The organism is Klenkia brasiliensis (assembly GCF_900100695.1).
GTDB lineage: Bacteria > Actinomycetota > Actinomycetes > Mycobacteriales > Geodermatophilaceae > Klenkia > Klenkia brasiliensis.
In genome coordinates this window covers 844,600-861,840 of the sequence record NZ_FNCF01000002.1, presented here as the reverse complement: position 1 = coordinate 861,840, position 17,241 = coordinate 844,600, and the positions used below count along the sequence as shown (strand labels likewise).

Annotated in this window: 13 protein-coding genes; 4 read left to right on the top strand and 9 right to left on the bottom strand. The window is 75.7% G+C overall.

All coding sequences use genetic code 11. The features are described from left to right. Positions 1-54: 54 nt before the first annotated feature. From BLT39_RS08565 to BLT39_RS08545, 5 genes are all read right to left on the bottom strand, one after another. Complete coding sequence (locus BLT39_RS08565) at positions 55-3,003, bottom strand: AAA family ATPase (protein WP_091061616.1); 2,949 nt, start codon at positions 3,001-3,003, stop codon at positions 55-57. Continuing rightward, on the bottom strand, positions 3,000-4,151 hold the full coding sequence (locus BLT39_RS08560; protein ID WP_091061614.1) for an exonuclease SbcCD subunit D: 1,152 nt from the start codon (positions 4,149-4,151) through the stop codon (positions 3,000-3,002). Before BLT39_RS08560 ends, BLT39_RS08565 begins: the two co-directional genes overlap by 4 nt. A gap of 69 nt (positions 4,152-4,220) precedes the next feature. Further along, on the bottom strand, positions 4,221-4,787 hold the full coding sequence (locus BLT39_RS08555) for a PH domain-containing protein (RefSeq protein WP_091061611.1): 567 nt from the start codon (positions 4,785-4,787) through the stop codon (positions 4,221-4,223). A gap of 46 nt (positions 4,788-4,833) precedes the next feature. Further along, complete coding sequence (locus BLT39_RS08550; RefSeq protein WP_091061610.1) at positions 4,834-6,159, bottom strand: acyltransferase family protein; 1,326 nt, start codon at positions 6,157-6,159, stop codon at positions 4,834-4,836. 108 nt (positions 6,160-6,267) lie between these two features. Continuing rightward, complete coding sequence (locus tag BLT39_RS08545; protein ID WP_091061608.1) at positions 6,268-7,101, bottom strand: biotin--[acetyl-CoA-carboxylase] ligase; 834 nt, start codon at positions 7,099-7,101, stop codon at positions 6,268-6,270. A gap of 86 nt (positions 7,102-7,187) precedes the next feature. On the opposite strand from BLT39_RS08545, the gene BLT39_RS08540 reads away from it, so the two are divergent. The 3 genes from BLT39_RS08540 to BLT39_RS08530 are packed head-to-tail and all read left to right on the top strand — an operon-like array spanning position 7,188 to position 9,627. Further along, a complete protein-coding gene (locus tag BLT39_RS08540) occupies positions 7,188-8,813 on the top strand; it encodes an acyl-CoA carboxylase subunit beta (RefSeq protein ID WP_091061606.1) in 1,626 nt (541 codons plus the stop codon). After that, on the top strand, positions 8,810-9,028 hold the full coding sequence (locus BLT39_RS08535; protein ID WP_091061604.1) for an acyl-CoA carboxylase subunit epsilon: 219 nt from the start codon (positions 8,810-8,812) through the stop codon (positions 9,026-9,028). The genes BLT39_RS08540 and BLT39_RS08535 overlap by 4 nt, the downstream gene beginning before the upstream one ends. Next, complete coding sequence (locus BLT39_RS08530; protein WP_091061602.1) at positions 9,025-9,627, top strand: Maf family protein; 603 nt, start codon at positions 9,025-9,027, stop codon at positions 9,625-9,627. Before BLT39_RS08535 ends, BLT39_RS08530 begins: the two co-directional genes overlap by 4 nt. On the opposite strand, the gene BLT39_RS08525 is transcribed toward BLT39_RS08530, so the two are convergent. After that, entirely contained in the window at positions 9,624-10,349 is a 726-nt protein-coding gene (locus tag BLT39_RS08525; RefSeq protein ID WP_091061600.1) for a class I SAM-dependent methyltransferase, read from the bottom strand. The genes BLT39_RS08530 and BLT39_RS08525 overlap by 4 nt on opposite strands. Positions 10,350-10,503: 154 nt before the next feature. On the opposite strand from BLT39_RS08525, the gene BLT39_RS08520 reads away from it, so the two are divergent. Next, positions 10,504-12,258, top strand: coding sequence for an acetyl/propionyl/methylcrotonyl-CoA carboxylase subunit alpha (locus BLT39_RS08520; protein ID WP_091061598.1), 1,755 nt, complete (start codon positions 10,504-10,506; stop codon positions 12,256-12,258). A 6-nt stretch (positions 12,259-12,264) separates the two neighbouring features. On the opposite strand, the gene BLT39_RS08515 is transcribed toward BLT39_RS08520, so the two are convergent. The 3 genes from BLT39_RS08515 to BLT39_RS08505 form a co-directional block, all read right to left on the bottom strand. After that, on the bottom strand, positions 12,265-14,880 hold the full coding sequence (locus BLT39_RS08515; protein WP_091061596.1) for a M12 family metallo-peptidase: 2,616 nt from the start codon (positions 14,878-14,880) through the stop codon (positions 12,265-12,267). Positions 14,881-14,954: 74 nt separating this feature from the next. Continuing rightward, entirely contained in the window at positions 14,955-15,752 is a 798-nt protein-coding gene (locus BLT39_RS08510) for a fructosamine kinase family protein (protein WP_091061594.1), read from the bottom strand. After that, positions 15,749-17,152, bottom strand: coding sequence for an NAD(P)H-quinone dehydrogenase (locus BLT39_RS08505; RefSeq protein ID WP_091061593.1), 1,404 nt, complete (start codon positions 17,150-17,152; stop codon positions 15,749-15,751). Before BLT39_RS08505 ends, BLT39_RS08510 begins: the two co-directional genes overlap by 4 nt. Between the last annotated feature and the right edge of the window lie 89 nt (positions 17,153-17,241).

Genomic DNA, 17,241 nt, shown 5'->3' with positions numbered 1-17,241 from the left:
ACGTCGCACGCCCGCCGGGCCGCCCCGGCCCGTCGGGGCGGTCGGCCGGTGCGGTCAGCCGGCCAGGCGTGAGCCGTCGCGGCCGGTGCGGATCTCGATGCGGCTCGGGATCCGGGTGCGCAGCTCCTCGACGTGGCTGACGACGCCCACCGTGCGGCCGCCCCGGCGCAGGTCGTCCAGGACCCCCATGACCGCGTCGAGGGCGAGCGCGTCCAGCGACCCGAAGCCCTCGTCGACGAACAGGGTGTCGATCTGCACGCCCCCGGACTCGGCGGTCACGACGTCGGCCAGCCCGAGCGCCAGCGCCAGGGAGGCCATGAAGCTCTCCCCGCCCGAGAGGGTCTTGGTGGGCCGCTGCTGACCGGTGTGCTCGTCGAGGACGTCCAGGCCCAGCCCACCGCGGGCACCGTGGCGGCCCGCGGCGTCGGTGTGCCGGAACGTGTACCGCCCACCGGACATGTCCTGCAGGCGGGCGCTGGCGACCTCGGCGACCTGCTCGAGCCGGGCCGCGAGGACGAAGGACTGCAGCCGCATGCGCAGCGTGTTGCCGCCGCGCCCGTTGACCAGGTCGGCCAGGGACCCGACGTGCTCGGCCGCGGCGCGTCGCTCGTCCAGCTCCACGCGGGCCGCGGTGAGCTCACCGGCCAGGACGTCGAGCTCGTGGACGCACCGGTCGGCGCCGGTGGCGGTGGCGACCGCCGCCTCCCGGGTCGAGGCGGCGGCCCGGGCCGCCGCCTCGAGCGCCGGGACGTCGGGGCGCTCGCCCAGGTCGGTGAGGTCGGGGGCGGCCAGCGCTGCCCGGGCCACCGCCAGGGCCCGGTCGTGCTGCTGGACCTGCGCGGCCGCGCGGGCCAGTTCGCCCCGGTCCAGCAGCGCCGCCGCGGCCTCGCCGACGTCGGCGAACCCGGCCTCCACCGCACGGGCGGCGGCCCGCTCGGTCGCCACGGCCAGCTCAGCGCGGGCGCGCAGGTCGGCGTCCTGGGCGTCCAGGCAGGCCTCGCACCGCTCGGCCTCCTGGACCAGCCGCCGCGCCCGGGTGGCGAGGTCGGCGTCCTCGCCGGCCGCCTCGGCGAGCCTGGCCGCCAGCTCCTGCCCGGCCTGCTCGACGGCCTCGAGCTCGGCCCGGGCACCGGACACCGCGGCGTGCGCCCGGGTCAGCTCCTCGGCCACCGTCGCGGCCTGCACCTGCAGCGCCGTGAGCTCCGCCCGGGCGCCGGCCTCGTCGGCGGCCTCGCGGGCGGTGCAGTCGTGCGCGTCGCGGGCGGCGGCGCGGCGGCGCCGGAGGTCCTCGGGCGCGTCGTCGCCCGCCCGGGCCTGCGCCGCGGCGAGCCGTGCGGCGAGGTCGGCCTGCTCGGCGAGGACGTCGGCCAGGCCGGCCTCGGCGCGCTCCAGGTCGGCCCGCGCGGCCTCCTCGGCCTCGACGGTCACCACCCGGCCGGCGGGGACGGCCGGGTCGGGGTGCTCTGCCGACCCGCAGACCGGGCACCCGGCACCGTCGAGCAGGCCGGCCGCCAACTCCGCCGCCATCCCGTCCAGGCGGGCGGCACGGAGGTCCACGGCCCGCTCCCGCGCGGCCACGACCACCTCGCGCCGGTCCAGGACCCGGAGCCCGACCTCGGTCAGCTGCGCCGCCAGGGCGACCGCCGCCTCGGCCGCGGCGACCTGCCCGGCCAGCCGGTCCTGCTCGGTGACCGCCCCGGGCAGCCGCGCCGCCGCGTCGGCGGCCCGCGCCACCCGGCCCTCCAGCTCCGCCAGCCGGGCGGGGTGCTGCTCGGCGGCGGCCGTCGCGGCAGCGACCCGGGCCTGCGCGGCCCCGACCCGCCGGCGCAGGTCCGCCGCCCGGTCCCGCAGCGCGGCCGCGCGGTCCTCCTCGTCGCGGAGCCGGGTGGCCACCGCGGCCCCGGCCCGCAGGGCGCGCGCGGTGCCGGTGTCGGCGGGCCGCCCCCCGGCGACGGCCGACCAGGCGGCGCCGGCCGCCGCGAGGGCACCGGCGGCCCGCTCGGCGACCACCGCGGCGCGGCCGGCGGCCTCCAGGGCGTCGCGCACCGGCTCGGCGCGGCCACCGGCGTCGACCCGTCGCCGCAGGTCGGCCGTGCCGCGCTCCTCGGCGGCGAGGCGCTCGAGCTCGCGCGCGGCCCGGTCGTGCCGCTCGTGCCGCTCGGCCAGCGACCGCCCCGCGGCCAGCGCGGCGGCGGCACTGGCCAGCTGCTCGGCGGCCAGGTCGGCGGCCTCCTGCGCGGCCTCCGCCCGGCGGCGGGCCGTCTCCGCCACGGCGCGTGACCAGCGCGCCACCGGGACGTCGCCGGGGTCGACGGCGAGGTCCTCGGGCAGGTCCTCGCCGACCACCTGCGCGGCACGCGCGAGCAGGGCGCCCAGCGCGGAGCGCGCGGCGTCGAGCCGGCGCTCGGCGGTGCGGCGCTCCTCGGCCAGCCAGTCCTCGGCCCGGGCGAAGCGGTCGACGTCGAAGAGGGTGCGCAGCAGGCGGCTGCGGTCCTCGGGCTCGGCGCGCAGGAAGCGGGCGAAGTCGCCCTGCGGGAGCAGCACGACCTGGCAGAACTGCTCGGCGGACAGGCCCAGCCGGGTGCGCAGGTGCTCGGAGCCCTCGTCGATGCGGGTGCTGACCGGCTCCCAGCCGCCGTCGGTGAGCCGCTGCACGTGCAGCAGGGCCTGCTCGGTGGTGGTGCCGGTGCCGCGCTTCTTGGGCCGCACCTGCTCGGGCCGGCGGGTGATGCGCAGCCGCTCGCCGCCGAGGGTGACCTCGCAGCGGACCTCGGTGCGGACGTCGGGCGCGGCGTGGTCGCTGCGCAGCCGCTTCTCCTGCCCGCGGGGGCCGGGCACCGTGCCGTAGAGGGCGAAGACCACCGCGTCGAGCAGGGTGGTCTTGCCGGCCCCGGTGGGCCCCCACAGCAGGAACAGGCCATCGCGCCCCACCTCGTCGAGGTCGACCGCCACGGTGCCGGCGAACGGGCCGAAGGCGCTGATGGACAGCGTGTGCACCCTCACCGGGCGGCCTCCTCGCGGTCGGCCGCCGCCAGCGCACGGGCGAGCAGCTCGCGCTCGGCCGCGGTGGCCGCGGTGCCCCCGCGGACGTGCTGCACGAACCCGGTGGCCACCTCGAGGTCGTCGCGGCCGCGCAGCCGCTCGGTGTACGTGCGGGTGCCGTCGGTGGGTGCGGCCCCCGACCACTCCAGGTGCACGCAGTGCGGGAACCGGGCCCGCAGGCGGCGCATCGCGTCGGTCGGGCGGACCGGGTCGGTGAGCCGGGCCGAGACGAAGTCGTCGACGAGCGCGTCGTGCGCCGGGTCGGCGAGCAGCTGCGGGAGCTCGCCGGTGAGGACGCTGAGCCGGCGGGGGGTCGGCAGCGGTACGGCGCGGACATCGGCCAGACCACCCGCGTCGAGGTCGACCAGCCAGACCTGCTTGCGCTGCCCGGCCTCGCCGAAGGAGTACGCCAGCGGCGACCCGCTGTAGCGCAGCCGGGGGCTCAGCGTCTGGGGGCGGTGCAGGTGGCCCAGGGCCACGTAGTCGACGCCGTCGAACACCGACGGGCTGACCAGGTCCACCCCGCCGACGGCGATGTCGCGCTCGCTCTCGCTGGGCAGCCCGCCGCCGACGAAGGCGTGCGCCAGGACCACCGACCGGGCACCGGGCCGGAAGTACAGGTCGGCCCGGACCTTCTCCATCGCCGCCGACAGCACCGCCTGGTGGGACCGGGCCAGCTCCCCGCCGAGCTCGTGCCGGGCCACCTCGGGCTCCAGGAAGGGCAGCCCGTAGACCGCGACCTCGCCGTGCGCGTCGGCGAGCAGCACCGGCTCGTCCAGCGACGCCGTCGTGGCACGGACGTGCACCCCGGAGACGGCCAGCAGGCCGGAGGCGAAGCCGAGCCGGCGGGCGGAGTCGTGGTTGCCGGGGGTGAGCACGACCGCGGCGCCGGCCGCCCGCAGGCGGGACAGGACGCGGTCGAGCACCCCCGTGGCGTCGGCCGAGGGCACGGCGCGGTCGTAGACGTCGCCGGCCACCAGCACGACGTCGACCCGCTCGGCGCGCACCACGTCGGCCAGCCCGGACAGCACCGCCTCCTGCTCGGCGAGCAGGTCGGTCCCGTGCAGGGACCGGCCCACGTGCCAGTCGGAGGTGTGCAGCAATCGCATGCCCACGACGCTAGGCCCACCCACCGACAGAACCGGCAGGGACGGGGCCGGTGGGGTGGGAGGGGCCGGTCAGCGGTGCGGCGGGACGGGCCCGGTGTCCCCGCGGTAGTACTGGCCGAGGTAGCCGGCGCTCTCCTGCGCCCGCCGGTCGGCGTCCTCCTCGACGACGTGGTTGAGCAGCTGCTGCACCGCGTCGGAGTCCGGGATGGCCGGCCAGACGGTGGCCCCGCTCTCGCCCGCCGTCTCGATCGTCACGGTCCCGGAGTTGATGACCCGGTCCCACAGGGACTGCCGGTAGGAGACGTCGGTGATCCGGGACAGGCCGATGTCCCGGCCGGTGCGCGACAGGATGCCCACCCGGTGCAGCACCCGGTGCGTGGTGATCACGTAGTGCGTCGTCCGCCAGCGCAGCAGCGGGACCGCGACGAACACGACCGCCAGCACCAGCACCAGCACGGTGATCAGCAGCCGGTACACGCCCTGGTTCGACCCCGCCGGGATCAGCGCCGCCCCGAACGAGCCCGCGCCGACCAGCACCAGGAACCCCACGACCGGCCAGAAGACGGTCAGCCAGTGCGGGTGCAGGTGCCGCACGACCTCTTCGTCGTCGGCGAGCAGCTTGTCGGGGTAGGCCACCGCACCAGGATGGACCACCGCTGTGCGCCCGTCACGGACGCAGCGGTCAGCTGCCCTGCCGCGCCGCGGAGCGGCCGACGTCCCCGGCGGCGGTGTCCTCCGGCGGCGCCGTGACCGCGGCGGGTGCCTCCGGCACCCGGGCCGGGGTGGTGGGCGGGCCGGCGGTGCCCTCCTCCACGACCCGCCGGGGCACCCGCTCGGCGCGCACCCAGCGGCCGGGGCCACGACCGCGCAGCCACACCCGCGAGGGCTCCTCGACGTAGCGGTAGACCAGGTGGGCCAGCAGCACGGTCAGCAGCAGCACGTGCGGGATGGCCAGGGTGCCCAGGGCGCTGCCGGGGGCGATGCGGGGGTTCCACCCCATGTTGGTCCAGAAGATCTCGAACACCGGCACGTGCAGCAGGTACAGGCTGTAGGAGATGCGCCCGCCGTGCACCATCGGCCCCGTCGACAGGGCCCGGCTCAGACCTCGGCGGGAGAGCGCCAGCGCCCCCACCAGCACCGGGAAGAAGACGACGACGACGCCGCCGTACTCGGCCCCGCCCTGGCCGCGCCAGAACCCCCACCACAGGCCGACGAGGATCTCCACCACCGCGACCACGGCGACGACGGAGGCCCAGCGGTCGACCCCGGCGGTCAGGCGCACCCGGCGCACCGCCATGCAGGTGAAGGCACCGGACAGGAAGCCCAGGCCGATGCGGGCCAGCCAGCTCCACGGGTAGTAGGGGTCGCCGGTGGTCCAGCACACGACCGCGAAGGGGACCATGCACGCCACGGCGAGCAGGCCGTGCACCACCGCGGGTGCGTTCCGCAGCCGGAACAGCACCAGCACCAGCAGCGGGAAGGCCACGTAGGCGGCCCACTCGGCGCTGATCGACCACGCGGGGCCGACGAAGGAGGACCCGTCGAAGAACGGGCGGTGCCACAGCTGGACCATCGCCAGCTGCTCGAGGTAGGCCCAGAAGGTCAGGTGCGGCTGCTCGAGCTGGTAGGCGAGGAAGCCGTCGGTGACCTGGGTGCGCTTGTAGAGCAGCCACACCCCGAAGGCGGTGGTGACCAGGGCGTAGACCGGCCAGATGCGGCAGATGCGGGCCCACCAGAAGGCGACGCTGGCCCGCACGCCCGGCCGCGGGCCCAGCTTGTCCAGGTAGGTGAGCGTGATGACGAAGCCGCTGAGCACGTAGAACAGGTCCACGCCCAGGGCGCCGGTCTGCACCAGCGGCCGCAGCGGCTCCCAGAACCGGGTGTAGGCGTCACCCGGGGTGAACATGAAGTGGAAGCAGACCACCCACATGGCGGCCACGATCCGGAGCCCGGTCAGCGAGCGGATCTCACCTCGCAGCAGCGTCGGGGTCTCGCTCGCGGAGGTCACGTGTCCAGCTCCAGATCTCCTGCCCGGCTGTCGCCGGGTCCTGCCCTCGGTGGTCGCCCGACGCTACCGTTCGCCCCCGCGACCACGGTCGAGGCGGACGGCGTTTCGTCACAGGGGTGAACGCGTGGGGCGCACGTGGCGGACGTCGCCGGCGGCCAGCTCGTACCGGCCCCCGGCGGTGCGGACGACGAGCCGGCCGTCCCAGTCCACCGCCTCGGCCACGCCGTCCAGGGTGGAGCCGTCGGGCAGGGTCACCGTCACGTCGGCGCCCACCGTGGAGCACCAGGCCAGGTAGTCCGTCGCCAGGCCGGAGGAGACCGGGTCGCCGGCGTGCTCGACCCACCGGCGGTAGCGCTCCTCGAAGGCCCGCAGGTAGGCGAGCAGGACCGGGGCGCGGTCGACCGGCCGGTCGGCGACCAGCGTCAGCGACGTCCCCGTGGCGGGCAGCTCGTCCGCGGTCGTGGAGACGTTGAGCCCGACGCCGACGACGACGGCCCCGTCGGCGACCTCGGCCAGGATGCCGGCCAGCTTGCGGCCGTCGGGGGCCAGCAGGTCGTTGGGCCACTTGAGCGAGGTGCGCACGGTGCCCGACAGCGACTCGGCCAGCGCGACGCCGGTGAGCATCGACAGCCACCCGCGCCGGGCCAGCGGGACGTCGGGGCGCAGCAGCACCGAGACCGTCATCCCGGCGCGCGGGGGCGAGGTCCAGGTGCGGTCGAGCCGGCCGCGGCCGGCGACCTGGTGCTCGGCGACCAGCACGAGCCCCTCCGCCTCGCCGTCGGCGGCGCGCGCGGCGAGGACGGCGTTGGTGGAGCCGACCTCCTCGACCACCTCCACCGACCGCCAGAGGCCCCCGCCGCGCCGCAGGGCTGTGAGCAGCGCCACGGCGTCCAGGCCGGGGCGGTCCAGGTCCTGGTAGCGCCCCGAGCCGATGTCCGCCATGTCCCCTACGCTACGGCCGGTGCAGCCGGTCCCCGCAGCGGAGCGGGCCGGCCAGAGCGGAGGCTGACGGCCTTGGAGGTCCCCGAGTGAGCGCGGCTGAACTGCAGGACGCCGGCGAGCAGGTCCCCGACGACATCGACGTCCACACCACCGCCGGCAAGCTCGCGGACTTCGCCCGCCGCCAGGAGGAGGCGCTGCACGCGGGGTCGGAGAAGGCGGTGGAGAAGCAGCACGCGGCCGGGAAGATGACCGCCCGCGAGCGCGTCGACGCCCTGCTGGACGAGGGCTCCTTCACCGAGTTCGACGAGTTCGCCCGGCACCGGTCCACCAACTTCGGGCTGGAGGCCAAGCGTCCCTTCGGCGACGGCGTGGTCACCGGCTACGGCACGGTCGACGGCCGGCCGGTCGCGGTGTTCAGCCAGGACGTGACCAGCTTCGGCGGCAGCCTCGGCGAGGTGTACGGCGAGAAGATCGTCAAGGTGCTGGACTTCGCGATCACCAACGGCTGCCCCGTGGTCGGCATCAACGAGGGCGGCGGCGCACGCATCCAGGAGGGCGTGGTCTCCCTGGGCCTGTACGGGGAGATCTTCCGCCGCAACGTGCACGCCTCCGGCGTCGTCCCGCAGATCTCGCTGATCATGGGCGCCAACGCCGGCGGCCACGTCTACTCCCCCGCCCTGACCGACTTCGTCGTGATGGTGGACGGGACCAGCCAGATGTTCATCACCGGGCCCGACGTGGTGAAGACCGTCACCGGCGAGGACGTCACGCTCGAGGAGCTGGGCGGGGCGCGCACGCACAACACCAAGTCCGGCGTCGCGCACTACCTGGCCCCCGACGAGGCCGACGCCATCGACTACGTCAAGACGCTGCTGTCCTACCTGCCGGCCAACAACCTCGACCCGCTGCCGGTGCTGGAGGTCGCACCGGTCGACGTGTCCGTCGAGGGCGTGACCGACGCCGACCGGGAGCTGGACACCTTCGTCCCCGACTCGGCCAACAGCCCCTACGACATGCACACCGTCATCGAGCACGTGCTCGACGACGGCGAGTTCCTCGAGGTGCAGGAGCTGTTCGCGCCCAACATCCTCATCGGCTACGGCCGCGTCGAGGGCCGCCCCGTCGGCGTGGTGGCCAACCAGCCCACCCAGTTCGCCGGCACCCTGGACATCGACGCCAGCGAGAAGGCCGCGCGGTTCGTGCGCACCTGCGACGCCTTCAACATCCCGGTGCTCACCTTCGTCGACGTCCCCGGCTTCCTGCCCGGCACGTCCCAGGAGTGGGAGGGCATCATCCGCCGCGGCGCCAAGCTCATCTACGCCTACGCCGAGGCCACCGTGCCCAAGGTCACCGTCATCACCCGCAAGGCCTACGGCGGCGCCTACGACGTCATGGGCTCCAAGCACCTGGGCGCCGACGTCAACCTGGCCTGGCCCACCGCGCAGATCGCCGTCGTCGGCGCGCAGGGCGCCGTCGGCATCCTCTACCGCCGCGAGCTCGCGCAGGCCGAGGACCCCGACGCGCGCCGCGCGGAGCTGGTCACCGAGTACGAGGACACCCTCGCCAACCCCTACATCGCCGCCGACCGCGGCTACGTGGACGCGGTGATCCTGCCCTCCCACACCCGGGTGCAGGTCACCAAGGCCCTGCGGGTGCTGGCCAACAAGCGGCAGACCCTGCCGGCCAAGAAGCACGGCAACATCCCGCTGTGACCGGGGAGAGCAGCCCGCTGCTGCGGGTGGTGTCCGGGTCGCCGTCGGACGAGGAGCTGGCCGCGCTCACCGCGGTCGTAGCCGCGCTGTCCCGGTCGGGTCCGCGGCGCCGCCGTCCGGTGCCGGTGGGTGCCTGGGCGTCCCACGCCGACGGGCACCGCCGGCCGCTGCAGCCGGGCCCCGGTGGCTGGCGTGCCTCGGGACGGACCGCGTGAGCCGCCGACTGGTGCTCGGCTCGGCGTCACCCGCCCGGCTGCAGCTCCTGCGGCAGGCCGGCCTCTCCCCCGAGGTCGTGGTGTCCGGGGTCGACGAGACCGCGATCCGGTCGCCGCGGGTGTCCGAGCTGGTCGCGCTGCTGGCGACCGCGAAGGCGCAGGCCGTCGCGAAGCAGGAGACCGACGCGCTGGTCATCGGCGCCGACTCGGTGCTGGAGTTCCGCGGTCAGCCGCTGGGCAAGCCCACCGACGCCGACGACGCCCGGCTGCGCTGGCGGCGGATGTCCGGGCGCAGCGGAGTGCTGCACACCGGCCAGGCCCTGCTCGACGTGCACGAGGGCGCCATCACGCGCCGCGACGTCGCGGTGTCCTCCACGACCGTGCACTTCGCCAGCCCCACCGACGCCGAGGTCGAGGCCTACGTCGGCACCGGCGAGCCGCTGCAGGTGGCCGGCGCCTTCACCCTGGACGGCCTCGGCGCACCGTTCGTCCGCCGCATCGAGGGTGACCCCACCGCCGTCGTCGGGCTGTCCCTGCCGCTGCTGCGGGTCCAGCTCGGCCGCCTGGGCCTCACCATCACCGACCTCTGGGACCGCTAGCGGCGCAGCAGGTCGAGCACGACGGCACCCGCGGTCGGCCGGAACCCCTCGAAGCGTCGCTCCAGGCGCTCGGCCCACCCGGGCACCGTGGCGACGCCGCTGGGGAACAGGTACATGCAGGAGCGCCCCTGCAGCTGCCACCCCGCGGCGGCGGCGTGCCGCAGGAACCGGCGCGAGGGGAAGGTGCGCTCCCCGTCGGTGAGGACGTGGTACGCCCAGACGTAGGGGTGCACCCGGTTGGGCTCCATCGCCACCCACCGCCCGTCGCGCCGTGCGGCACGGTGCACCTGGCGGACGACCCGCGGGCCGTCGAAGACGTGGTGGAGGGTGTCCACCGTGATGACCAGGCCCGCCTCCCCCGCGTCGGCCACGGCGTCGAGGTCCTCGCCGGTGCCCTGGCTGAACCGGACGTTGCCCAGGCCGCGTTCGGCCGCCCGGCGGGTGGCGAAGTCCACGTAGTTGCCCAGCGGCTCCACCCCGTGGAAGCGGCGGTCCGGGTGGGCGGCGGCGAGGGCCCGCAGCAGGGTCCCCGTGCCGCACCCGAGCTCCAGGACGTCGCCGGCGCTGGCGGCGACCACCCGGGAGAAGTGCTCGAACCGGCGGCCCGCCATGTGCCCGTGCGCGCGCAGCTCGTCGTACTCGTCGGGCACGTCCTCGAACCCGGCGTTGAAGCGGCCCGCGGAGGTCACGGCTGGCTCTCGGCGCACGGCGTCGGGGCTCATGCAGCGAACCTAGGGCCTGCGCGGACGCGGACGCGAACACCGTTGACCGGCACCACCGTCGGCCCCGCCCGGTCGGGCACCGGGACCCTCGGGGTGAGCGGGGCCCGGAGCCTGGCTAGAGTCCGCGCAGGTCACATCGAGGAGGCTGTGCGCTGTGCAGAAGGTCCTGATCGCCAACCGCGGCGAGATCGCCGTCCGGGTCGCCCGCGCCTGCAAGGACGCCGGCCTGACGAGCGTGGCCGTGTACGCCGATCCCGACCGGGACGCCCTGCACGTGCGGGTCGCCGACGAGGCCTTCTCCATCGGCGGGGCCACCCCGGGTGAGTCCTACCTGGTGATCGACAAGATCATCGACGTGGCGAAGCGGTCGGGTGCGGACACCGTGCACCCCGGCTACGGCTTCCTGTCCGAGAACGCCGACTTCGCCCAGGCCGTCCTCGACGCCGGGCTCACCTGGGTCGGTCCCTCCCCCGCCGCGATCATCGCCCTGGGCGACAAGGTGCAGGCCCGCCACATCGCCGCCAAGGTCGGCGCCCCCCTCGTGCCGGGCACGAAGGACCCGGTGGCCAACGGCGAGGAGGTCGTCGCCTTCGCGCAGGAGCACGGCCTGCCGGTGGCCATCAAGGCCGCCTTCGGCGGCGGCGGGCGCGGGCTGAAGGTCGCCCGCACCCTGGAGGAGATCCCCGAGCTGTTCGACTCCGCGGTCCGCGAGGCGGTGTCGGCGTTCGGCCGCGGGGAGTGCTTCGTGGAGAAGTTCCTGGACAAGCCGCGCCACGTCGAGGCCCAGGTGCTCGCCGACACCCACGGCAACGTCGTGGTCGTGGGCACCCGCGACTGCTCGCTGCAGCGACGCAACCAGAAGCTGGTCGAGGAGGCCCCCGCGCCCTTCCTCACCGACGAGCAGCGCGCCCGCATCCACTCCAGCGCCAAGGACATCGTGCGCGGCGCGGACTACGTGGGTGCCGGCACCGTCGAGTACCTCGTCGGCGCCGACGGCGACATCTCCTTCCTGGAGGTCAACACCCGCCTGCAGGTCGAGCACCCCGTGAGCGAGGAGACCAGCGGCCTGGACCTGGTCCGCCAGCAGTTCCGCATCGCCGAGGGCCTGCCGCTGGAGATCACCGAGGACCCCACCCCCCGCGGGCACTCCATCGAGTTCCGGATCAACGCCGAGGACGCCGGGCGGAACTTCATGCCCGCCCCCGGCCCGGTCACCGCGCTGTCGGTGCCGCAGGGCCCCGGCGTGCGCTGGGACTCCGGCGTGGTCGCCGGCGGGGAGGTCGCCGGCGCGTTCGACTCGATGCTGGCCAAGCTGATCGTCACCGGCGCCACCCGCGCCGAGGCCCTGCAGCGCGCCGCCCGTGCCCTGGACGAGCTGGTCGTCGAGGGCATGCCGACCGTCATCCCGTTCCACCGCGCCGTGGTCCGCGACGAGGCCTTCACCTCCGAGCCGTTCACCGTGCACACCCGGTGGATCGAGACCGAGTGGGACAACCAGGTCACCCCCTACGGCGCCGCGGCCGGGACCGAGGAGCCCGAGGAGCGCCAGACCGTCGTCGTCGAGGTCGGCGGACGCCGGCTGGAGGTCTCCCTCCCGGCCGGGTTCGCCGCCGGCGGCGGCGCCCCGGCGGCCGCGGCGAAGGGCAAGCCCCGCAAGCGCGGCGGCGGCTCCGGTGGTGCCGCCGCCTCCGGGGACAGCCTGACCTCCCCCATGCAGGGCACCATCGTCAAGGTCGCCGTGGCGGACGGCGCGACCGTGGCGGCCGGCGACCTCGTCGTCGTGCTCGAGGCGATGAAGATGGAGCAGCCCATCGTCGCGCACAGGGCCGGCACCGTCTCGGGCCTGTCCGCCGAGGTCGGCGCCACCGTCACCAGCGGCGCCGTCCTCTGCACGATCGCCGAGGACTGACCGGGGTCAGCGGTCGGCGCGGCTGGCCCAGACCACGCGGCCGTCGAGGGTCACCACGCGCAGCGCGCCGTCGGCGGCCACGACCAGCCGCGAGCCGGGGGCCCACCAGGTCCCGCTGTTCCACACCGGCCGCCCGTTGCGGTCATAGGTGACCAGGTTGCCGTCGGGCTGCATCCTCGTCGTGGCGCCCGGGGAGTAGACCCCGCTCGCGGAGACGACGCGGCCGTCGGACCGGTAGACCACCAGGTTGCCGTCGGTCTGGCCGACCACCCGGTACCGGCCGCCGGCCGAGGTGAGCGAGGCGTCCCCGGTCAGCGAGCCGTAGGCGCGCAGCACGTCCGGGGTGTCGGCGCCGGTCGACCACGCGGTCGAGCCGTCCAGGCGGACGACCTGGAGCGAGCCGTCGTCGGAGAGGACCAGCCGGGCGCCGGCGTCCCGCCAGGACCCGGTGTCGTAGCGCGGCGCACCGCGGCCGTCGTACACGACGACGTTCCCGTCGACCTGCACGTCCAGCCGCAGACCGGCGCCGTAGACGCCGCTGGCGAACAGCACGCGCGACCCGGGGCCGTAGAGCACCGTGTTGCCGTCGACCTGCTGCGCCAGGCGGTAGGCACCCGAGGGCGAGGTGAGCTCGGTGCCGGCCAGCAGCGACCGGCCGCCCCGCAGCACGCCCCCGACGTCGGACCCCGTCGACCACACGGTGGACCCGTCGGGGCGCACGACGGCCAGGTTGCCGTCGTCGAAGAGGGTCAGCGTCGCGCCGGGCGAGGTCCAGGTCCGGGTGTCCCAGGTGGGCCGGCCGTCGGCCAGGTAGGTCACGACGTTGCCGTCGGACTGCATGACCAGCCGGCCGCCGCGGGTGTACTGCATGGTGGCGTAGACGACCGAGCCGTCGGCCCGGTAGAGCACGGCGTTGCCGTCGGTCTGGAACGTGAACCGGTAGCGGCCGTTGGCCGAGGTCAGCTGCTGGCCGGCCACCAGTGCCTGGCCGGCGGAGAGCGTGGGCGTGCCGTTGGCCGCGGTCTGCACGGACACCGTGGCCGCGGACGGCGAGGTGGCCAGCACACGGACGACGAACGCACCGCCGCCGACCGCGACCGGCGCCCCGGGCGGCAGCGCCTGCTGCAGGTCCGACGTCCACGCCGAGGACCCCGACGGCGAGCCGTCCAGCAGCAGCGACGTGTCCGACCCGGTCGACGCACGCCGCAGCACGACACCGCTGTCGAGCCGGTAGGCGTTGCGGGCGTCGCCCAGCCAGGCGTCCCGGCCGCTGGGCTGGCGGTACTCGAGGTGGTAGACCGTGCCGTCGGCCGCGGTCAGCGTGATCGCCCGGGTCCCCGACGAGGCGGCGACCGGCGCCAGGGCGACGGTGGTGGAGGCGCTCGAGCCGGTCAGCGCGACCTCCTCCGCGGCGGGGAGCAGCCCGAGCCGGTCGGCCTGCACGGTGTTCAGCGTGCCGACCTGGCCCCAGGAGATGCCCATGACGTCGTAGAAGTCGTAGTAGGACCGCGTCTGGCAGGTGCCCGTCTCCAGCGAGCCGTCGCACTGCAGCTCCGAGGAGTGCCCGAGGCCGAAGTTGTGGCCGAGCTCGTGGGCCATCACCGACAGCGCGGCGGCCTGCACGTAGGAGCGCCCACCGCTGCCGATGGAGGAGCCCACGGTGCCCAGGCCGTAGGCGCAGCCGTCCGTGCCCGGCGGCACGTAGAGCATGAGGTGCTTGCCGGCACCCGCGGTCCAGCCGATCTGCGCCGCGACGTCGTTCCACAGCGCGAACGCCGACGAGCAGGTCTGCGACGAGCGCACCCAGCCGGTGGCGCCCGCGACGGCCGCGATGCGCACCGTGCCGTTGCTCTGCTCGCTCCAGAACGAGGAGACCGCCCCGTTGAGGGTGTCCACCACCGTCCCGATCGTCGTGCTGTCCGGCGAGGCCCCGGCGGGCAGCACCAGGACGGCGGTGACGGTGTTGGTGGGGGCGGTGCCGGCCGACGCCGTGGTCGGGTCCGGGGTGGCGGCGTCGACGACCGTGGCGGCCTGCACCTCGACGGCGGGCTCGATGCCCTGCTCGGTCGACGCCTCGTCGGTCACCTCGTCCCCGACGGTGACCGCGAGGGTGGACCCGACCTCGACGTCGGGCAGCGCGTCGGTGGGCACGCGGACCGCGTCGCCCTCGGCCGGCTCGATCCAGCTCAGCGGCTCCTCGGCGTGGTCGCCGTCCGCGGACCCGTGCTCGTCGTGCGCGTGCTCCTCGGCCGTCGGGTCGGGCCAGGCCTGCATCAGCTGCCCGACCACGACGTCACCCGGGTCCGTGCCGTCCGCGGCGGGGGCCGGCTCCGTGGCGGGGGTCGCCTCGGTGGGGCGCGCCTGGGTGGGGGCCGCCTCCGTGCCGGGGGTCGCCTCCGTACCGGGGGCGGCGTCGCTGGTGGGGGCCGCGTCCGTGGTCGGGGCAGCCGCGACGGGGGGCTCGGCCGGCGTCGGCGCGGTGGCGTCCGAGGACGGCGCGGCGACGTCGGTGGCGGTCGGGTCCGCGTGGGCGGCGGGGGCGACGACGAAGGTCGTCAGCACCGCGGCGGTGGCGGTGAGGACGGCACCGCGCAGCGCGCGACGACGACGGGTGAGGGACACGATCAGCTCCTGGGCAGGGGGGACCTGCCAGGGACGTCGTCATCCCCGCCGCCCGGCTGGAGCGGTGTCACCCGTCAGGGGTAGCGCGCCGCCCGTTCCTCGACCGCGGCGCCGTAGCCCCCGCCGAACAGGACGGCGTGCAGCAGGAGCGGGTGCAGCTGGTGGATGCCCTGCCGCTGCCGCCAGCCGTCGGCCAGCGGGGCCACCCCGGCGTAGGCCGCCTCGACCCGGTCCAGGTGCGGCGCGCCGAAGAGGGCGAGCAGCGCCAGGTCGGTCTCCCGGTGCCCGGCGTGCGCGGCGGCGGCGTCGACCAGCCGGACCTGCCCGTCGGCGCCCCAGAGCAGGTTGCCGCTCCACAGGTCGCCGTGCAGCCGGGCCGGCGGCTCGGCCGGCACCAGCTCGTGCAGCCGGTCGCACACCCGCTCGACCGCGCGGGCACCGGCGGCCGACAGCGACCCGGCGTCGCGGGCCGCGCGCACCAGGGGCAGCAGGCGGGCCTGCGCGAAGAACGTCGCCCAGTCGTCGGAGGTGCGTCCGTCCAGCGGCACGGTGGCGGCGAACCCCGGCCCGCCGAAGGAGTCCTCCGGGGCGGCGTGCAGCCGCGCCAGCTGCGCGCCGAACCGGGACGCCGCCGCCGCGGAGGCAGCTGCGGTGTCGACCCACTCGAGCACCAGCGAACGGTCGGTCACCTCCAGGACCGCGGGGACCGACGGGCCGCCGTCCACCCGCAGCCGGTCCAGCCCCCGCGCCTCGGCGGCGAAGAAGCCGGCGGGCGCCCCGTCGAGCTCCTTGACGAACACCGGCCCGCCGGGCCGCTCCTCCCGGTAGGAGGCGCAGACGTCCCCGCCGGGCACGGGGACCCGCCGGGTCACTCCGGCTGGGAGTTCATCAGCCGCCGGCCGGCCTCGGTGATCGACCCGGACAGCGACGGGTAGATGGAGAACGTCTGCGCCAGGTCGTCGACGGTCAGGCCCTTGCTGACCGCGAGGGTGATCGGCAGGACCAGCTCGGAGGCCCCCGGCGCGACGACCACGCCGCCGACGACGACGCCGGTCGAGCGGCGGGCGAAGATCTTCACGAAGCCGTCGCGCAGGTCGCTCATCTTGGCGCGGGCGTTGGTGGCCAGCGGCAGCTGCACGCTGTCGATGTCCGAGCCCTCGGGCAGCGTCTTCTCCTGCACGCCGACCGTGGCGATCTCCGGGTGGGTGAAGACGTTCCCCGCCACGGTCTTGAGCCGGATCGGGCTGACCGCCTCGCCGAGGGCGTGCCACATGGCGATCCGGCCCTGCATGGCCGCGACGGAGGCCAGCTGGAACACCCCGGTGACGTCGCCGGCGGCGTAGATGCCGGGCACCGTGGTGCGCGAGACGCGGTCGACGACGACGTGGCCGGCCGGCGTCAGCTCGACCCCGCAGGCCTCCAGGTTCAGCCCGTCGGTGTTGGGCACCGTGCCCACGGTCATCAGGGCGTGCGACCCGGTGACCACCCGGCCGTCGGTCAGCCGGACCTCGACGCCGGTCGCCGTCCGCTTGACCGCCTCCGCACGGCCGCGCTCGGCGATCTTCCCGCCGCGGGACTGGAAGACCTGCTCCACGACCGCGGCGGCGTCGGCGTCCTCGCCCGGCAGCACCTGGTCGCGGGAGGAGACCAGGGTGACCGGCACCCCGGCCTCGAGGTAGCCGGAGGCGAACTCCGCACCGGTCACGCCGGACCCGACGACGACCAGGTGCTCGGGCAGCTCCTCCAGGTCGTAGACGTCGCGCCAGGACAGGATGCGGTCGCCGTCGGGCTCGGCGCCGGGCAGCACGCGGGGGTCGGCGCCGGTGGCGATGAGCACGACGTCGGCCTCGACCTCCTGCTGCACGCCGCCCTCGTGGTCGCAGATCTCGACCCGGTGGGCGATGAGCCCGCGGATCTCGTCGGACAGCCGGGCCTGCCCGCTGACGCAGCGCACGCCGACGCTCTCCAGTCGGGCGTGGATGTCGGCCGACTGCGCCACGGCCAGGCCGCGGATGCGCTGGTTGACCGCGGCGATGTCCAGGGTCACGTCGGCCAGGTCGGTGCCCTGCAGGCCGAGGACGGCGGAGTCGCGGACCGCGGTCATCGCGCCGGCGGCGGCGATGAGGGTCTTGGAGGGCACGCAGTCGGTCAGCACGCTGGCCCCGCCGAGGCCGTCCCGCTCGACGACGGTGACGTCGGCGCCGAGCTGGGCGGCGACGAGCGCGGCCTCGTAGCCGGCCGGTCCGCCGCCGATGATCACGATGCGCGTCATGGGTGGTTCGTCTCCAGTGCTGTGCGGTCGGTGTGCAGCCCCAGTCTCCCCGTTCGACCGGCCCGTGCGGCGCACCACCCCGCCCCGGG

What these genes read in the sequence shown, in the direction of transcription:
- BLT39_RS08560 (WP_091061614.1), bottom strand. Translation starts at nt 4,151, where the DNA reads ATGCGATTGCTGCACACCTCCGACTGGCACGTGGGCCGGTCCCTGCAC.
- BLT39_RS08545 (WP_091061608.1), bottom strand. Translation starts at nt 7,101, where the DNA reads ATGGCGGACATCGGCTCGGGGCGCTACCAGGACCTGGACCGCCCCGGC.
- BLT39_RS08525 (WP_091061600.1), bottom strand. Translation starts at nt 10,349, where the DNA reads ATGAGCCCCGACGCCGTGCGCCGAGAGCCAGCCGTGACCTCCGCGGGC.
- BLT39_RS08505 (WP_091061593.1), bottom strand. Translation starts at nt 17,152, where the DNA reads ATGACGCGCATCGTGATCATCGGCGGCGGACCGGCCGGCTACGAGGCC.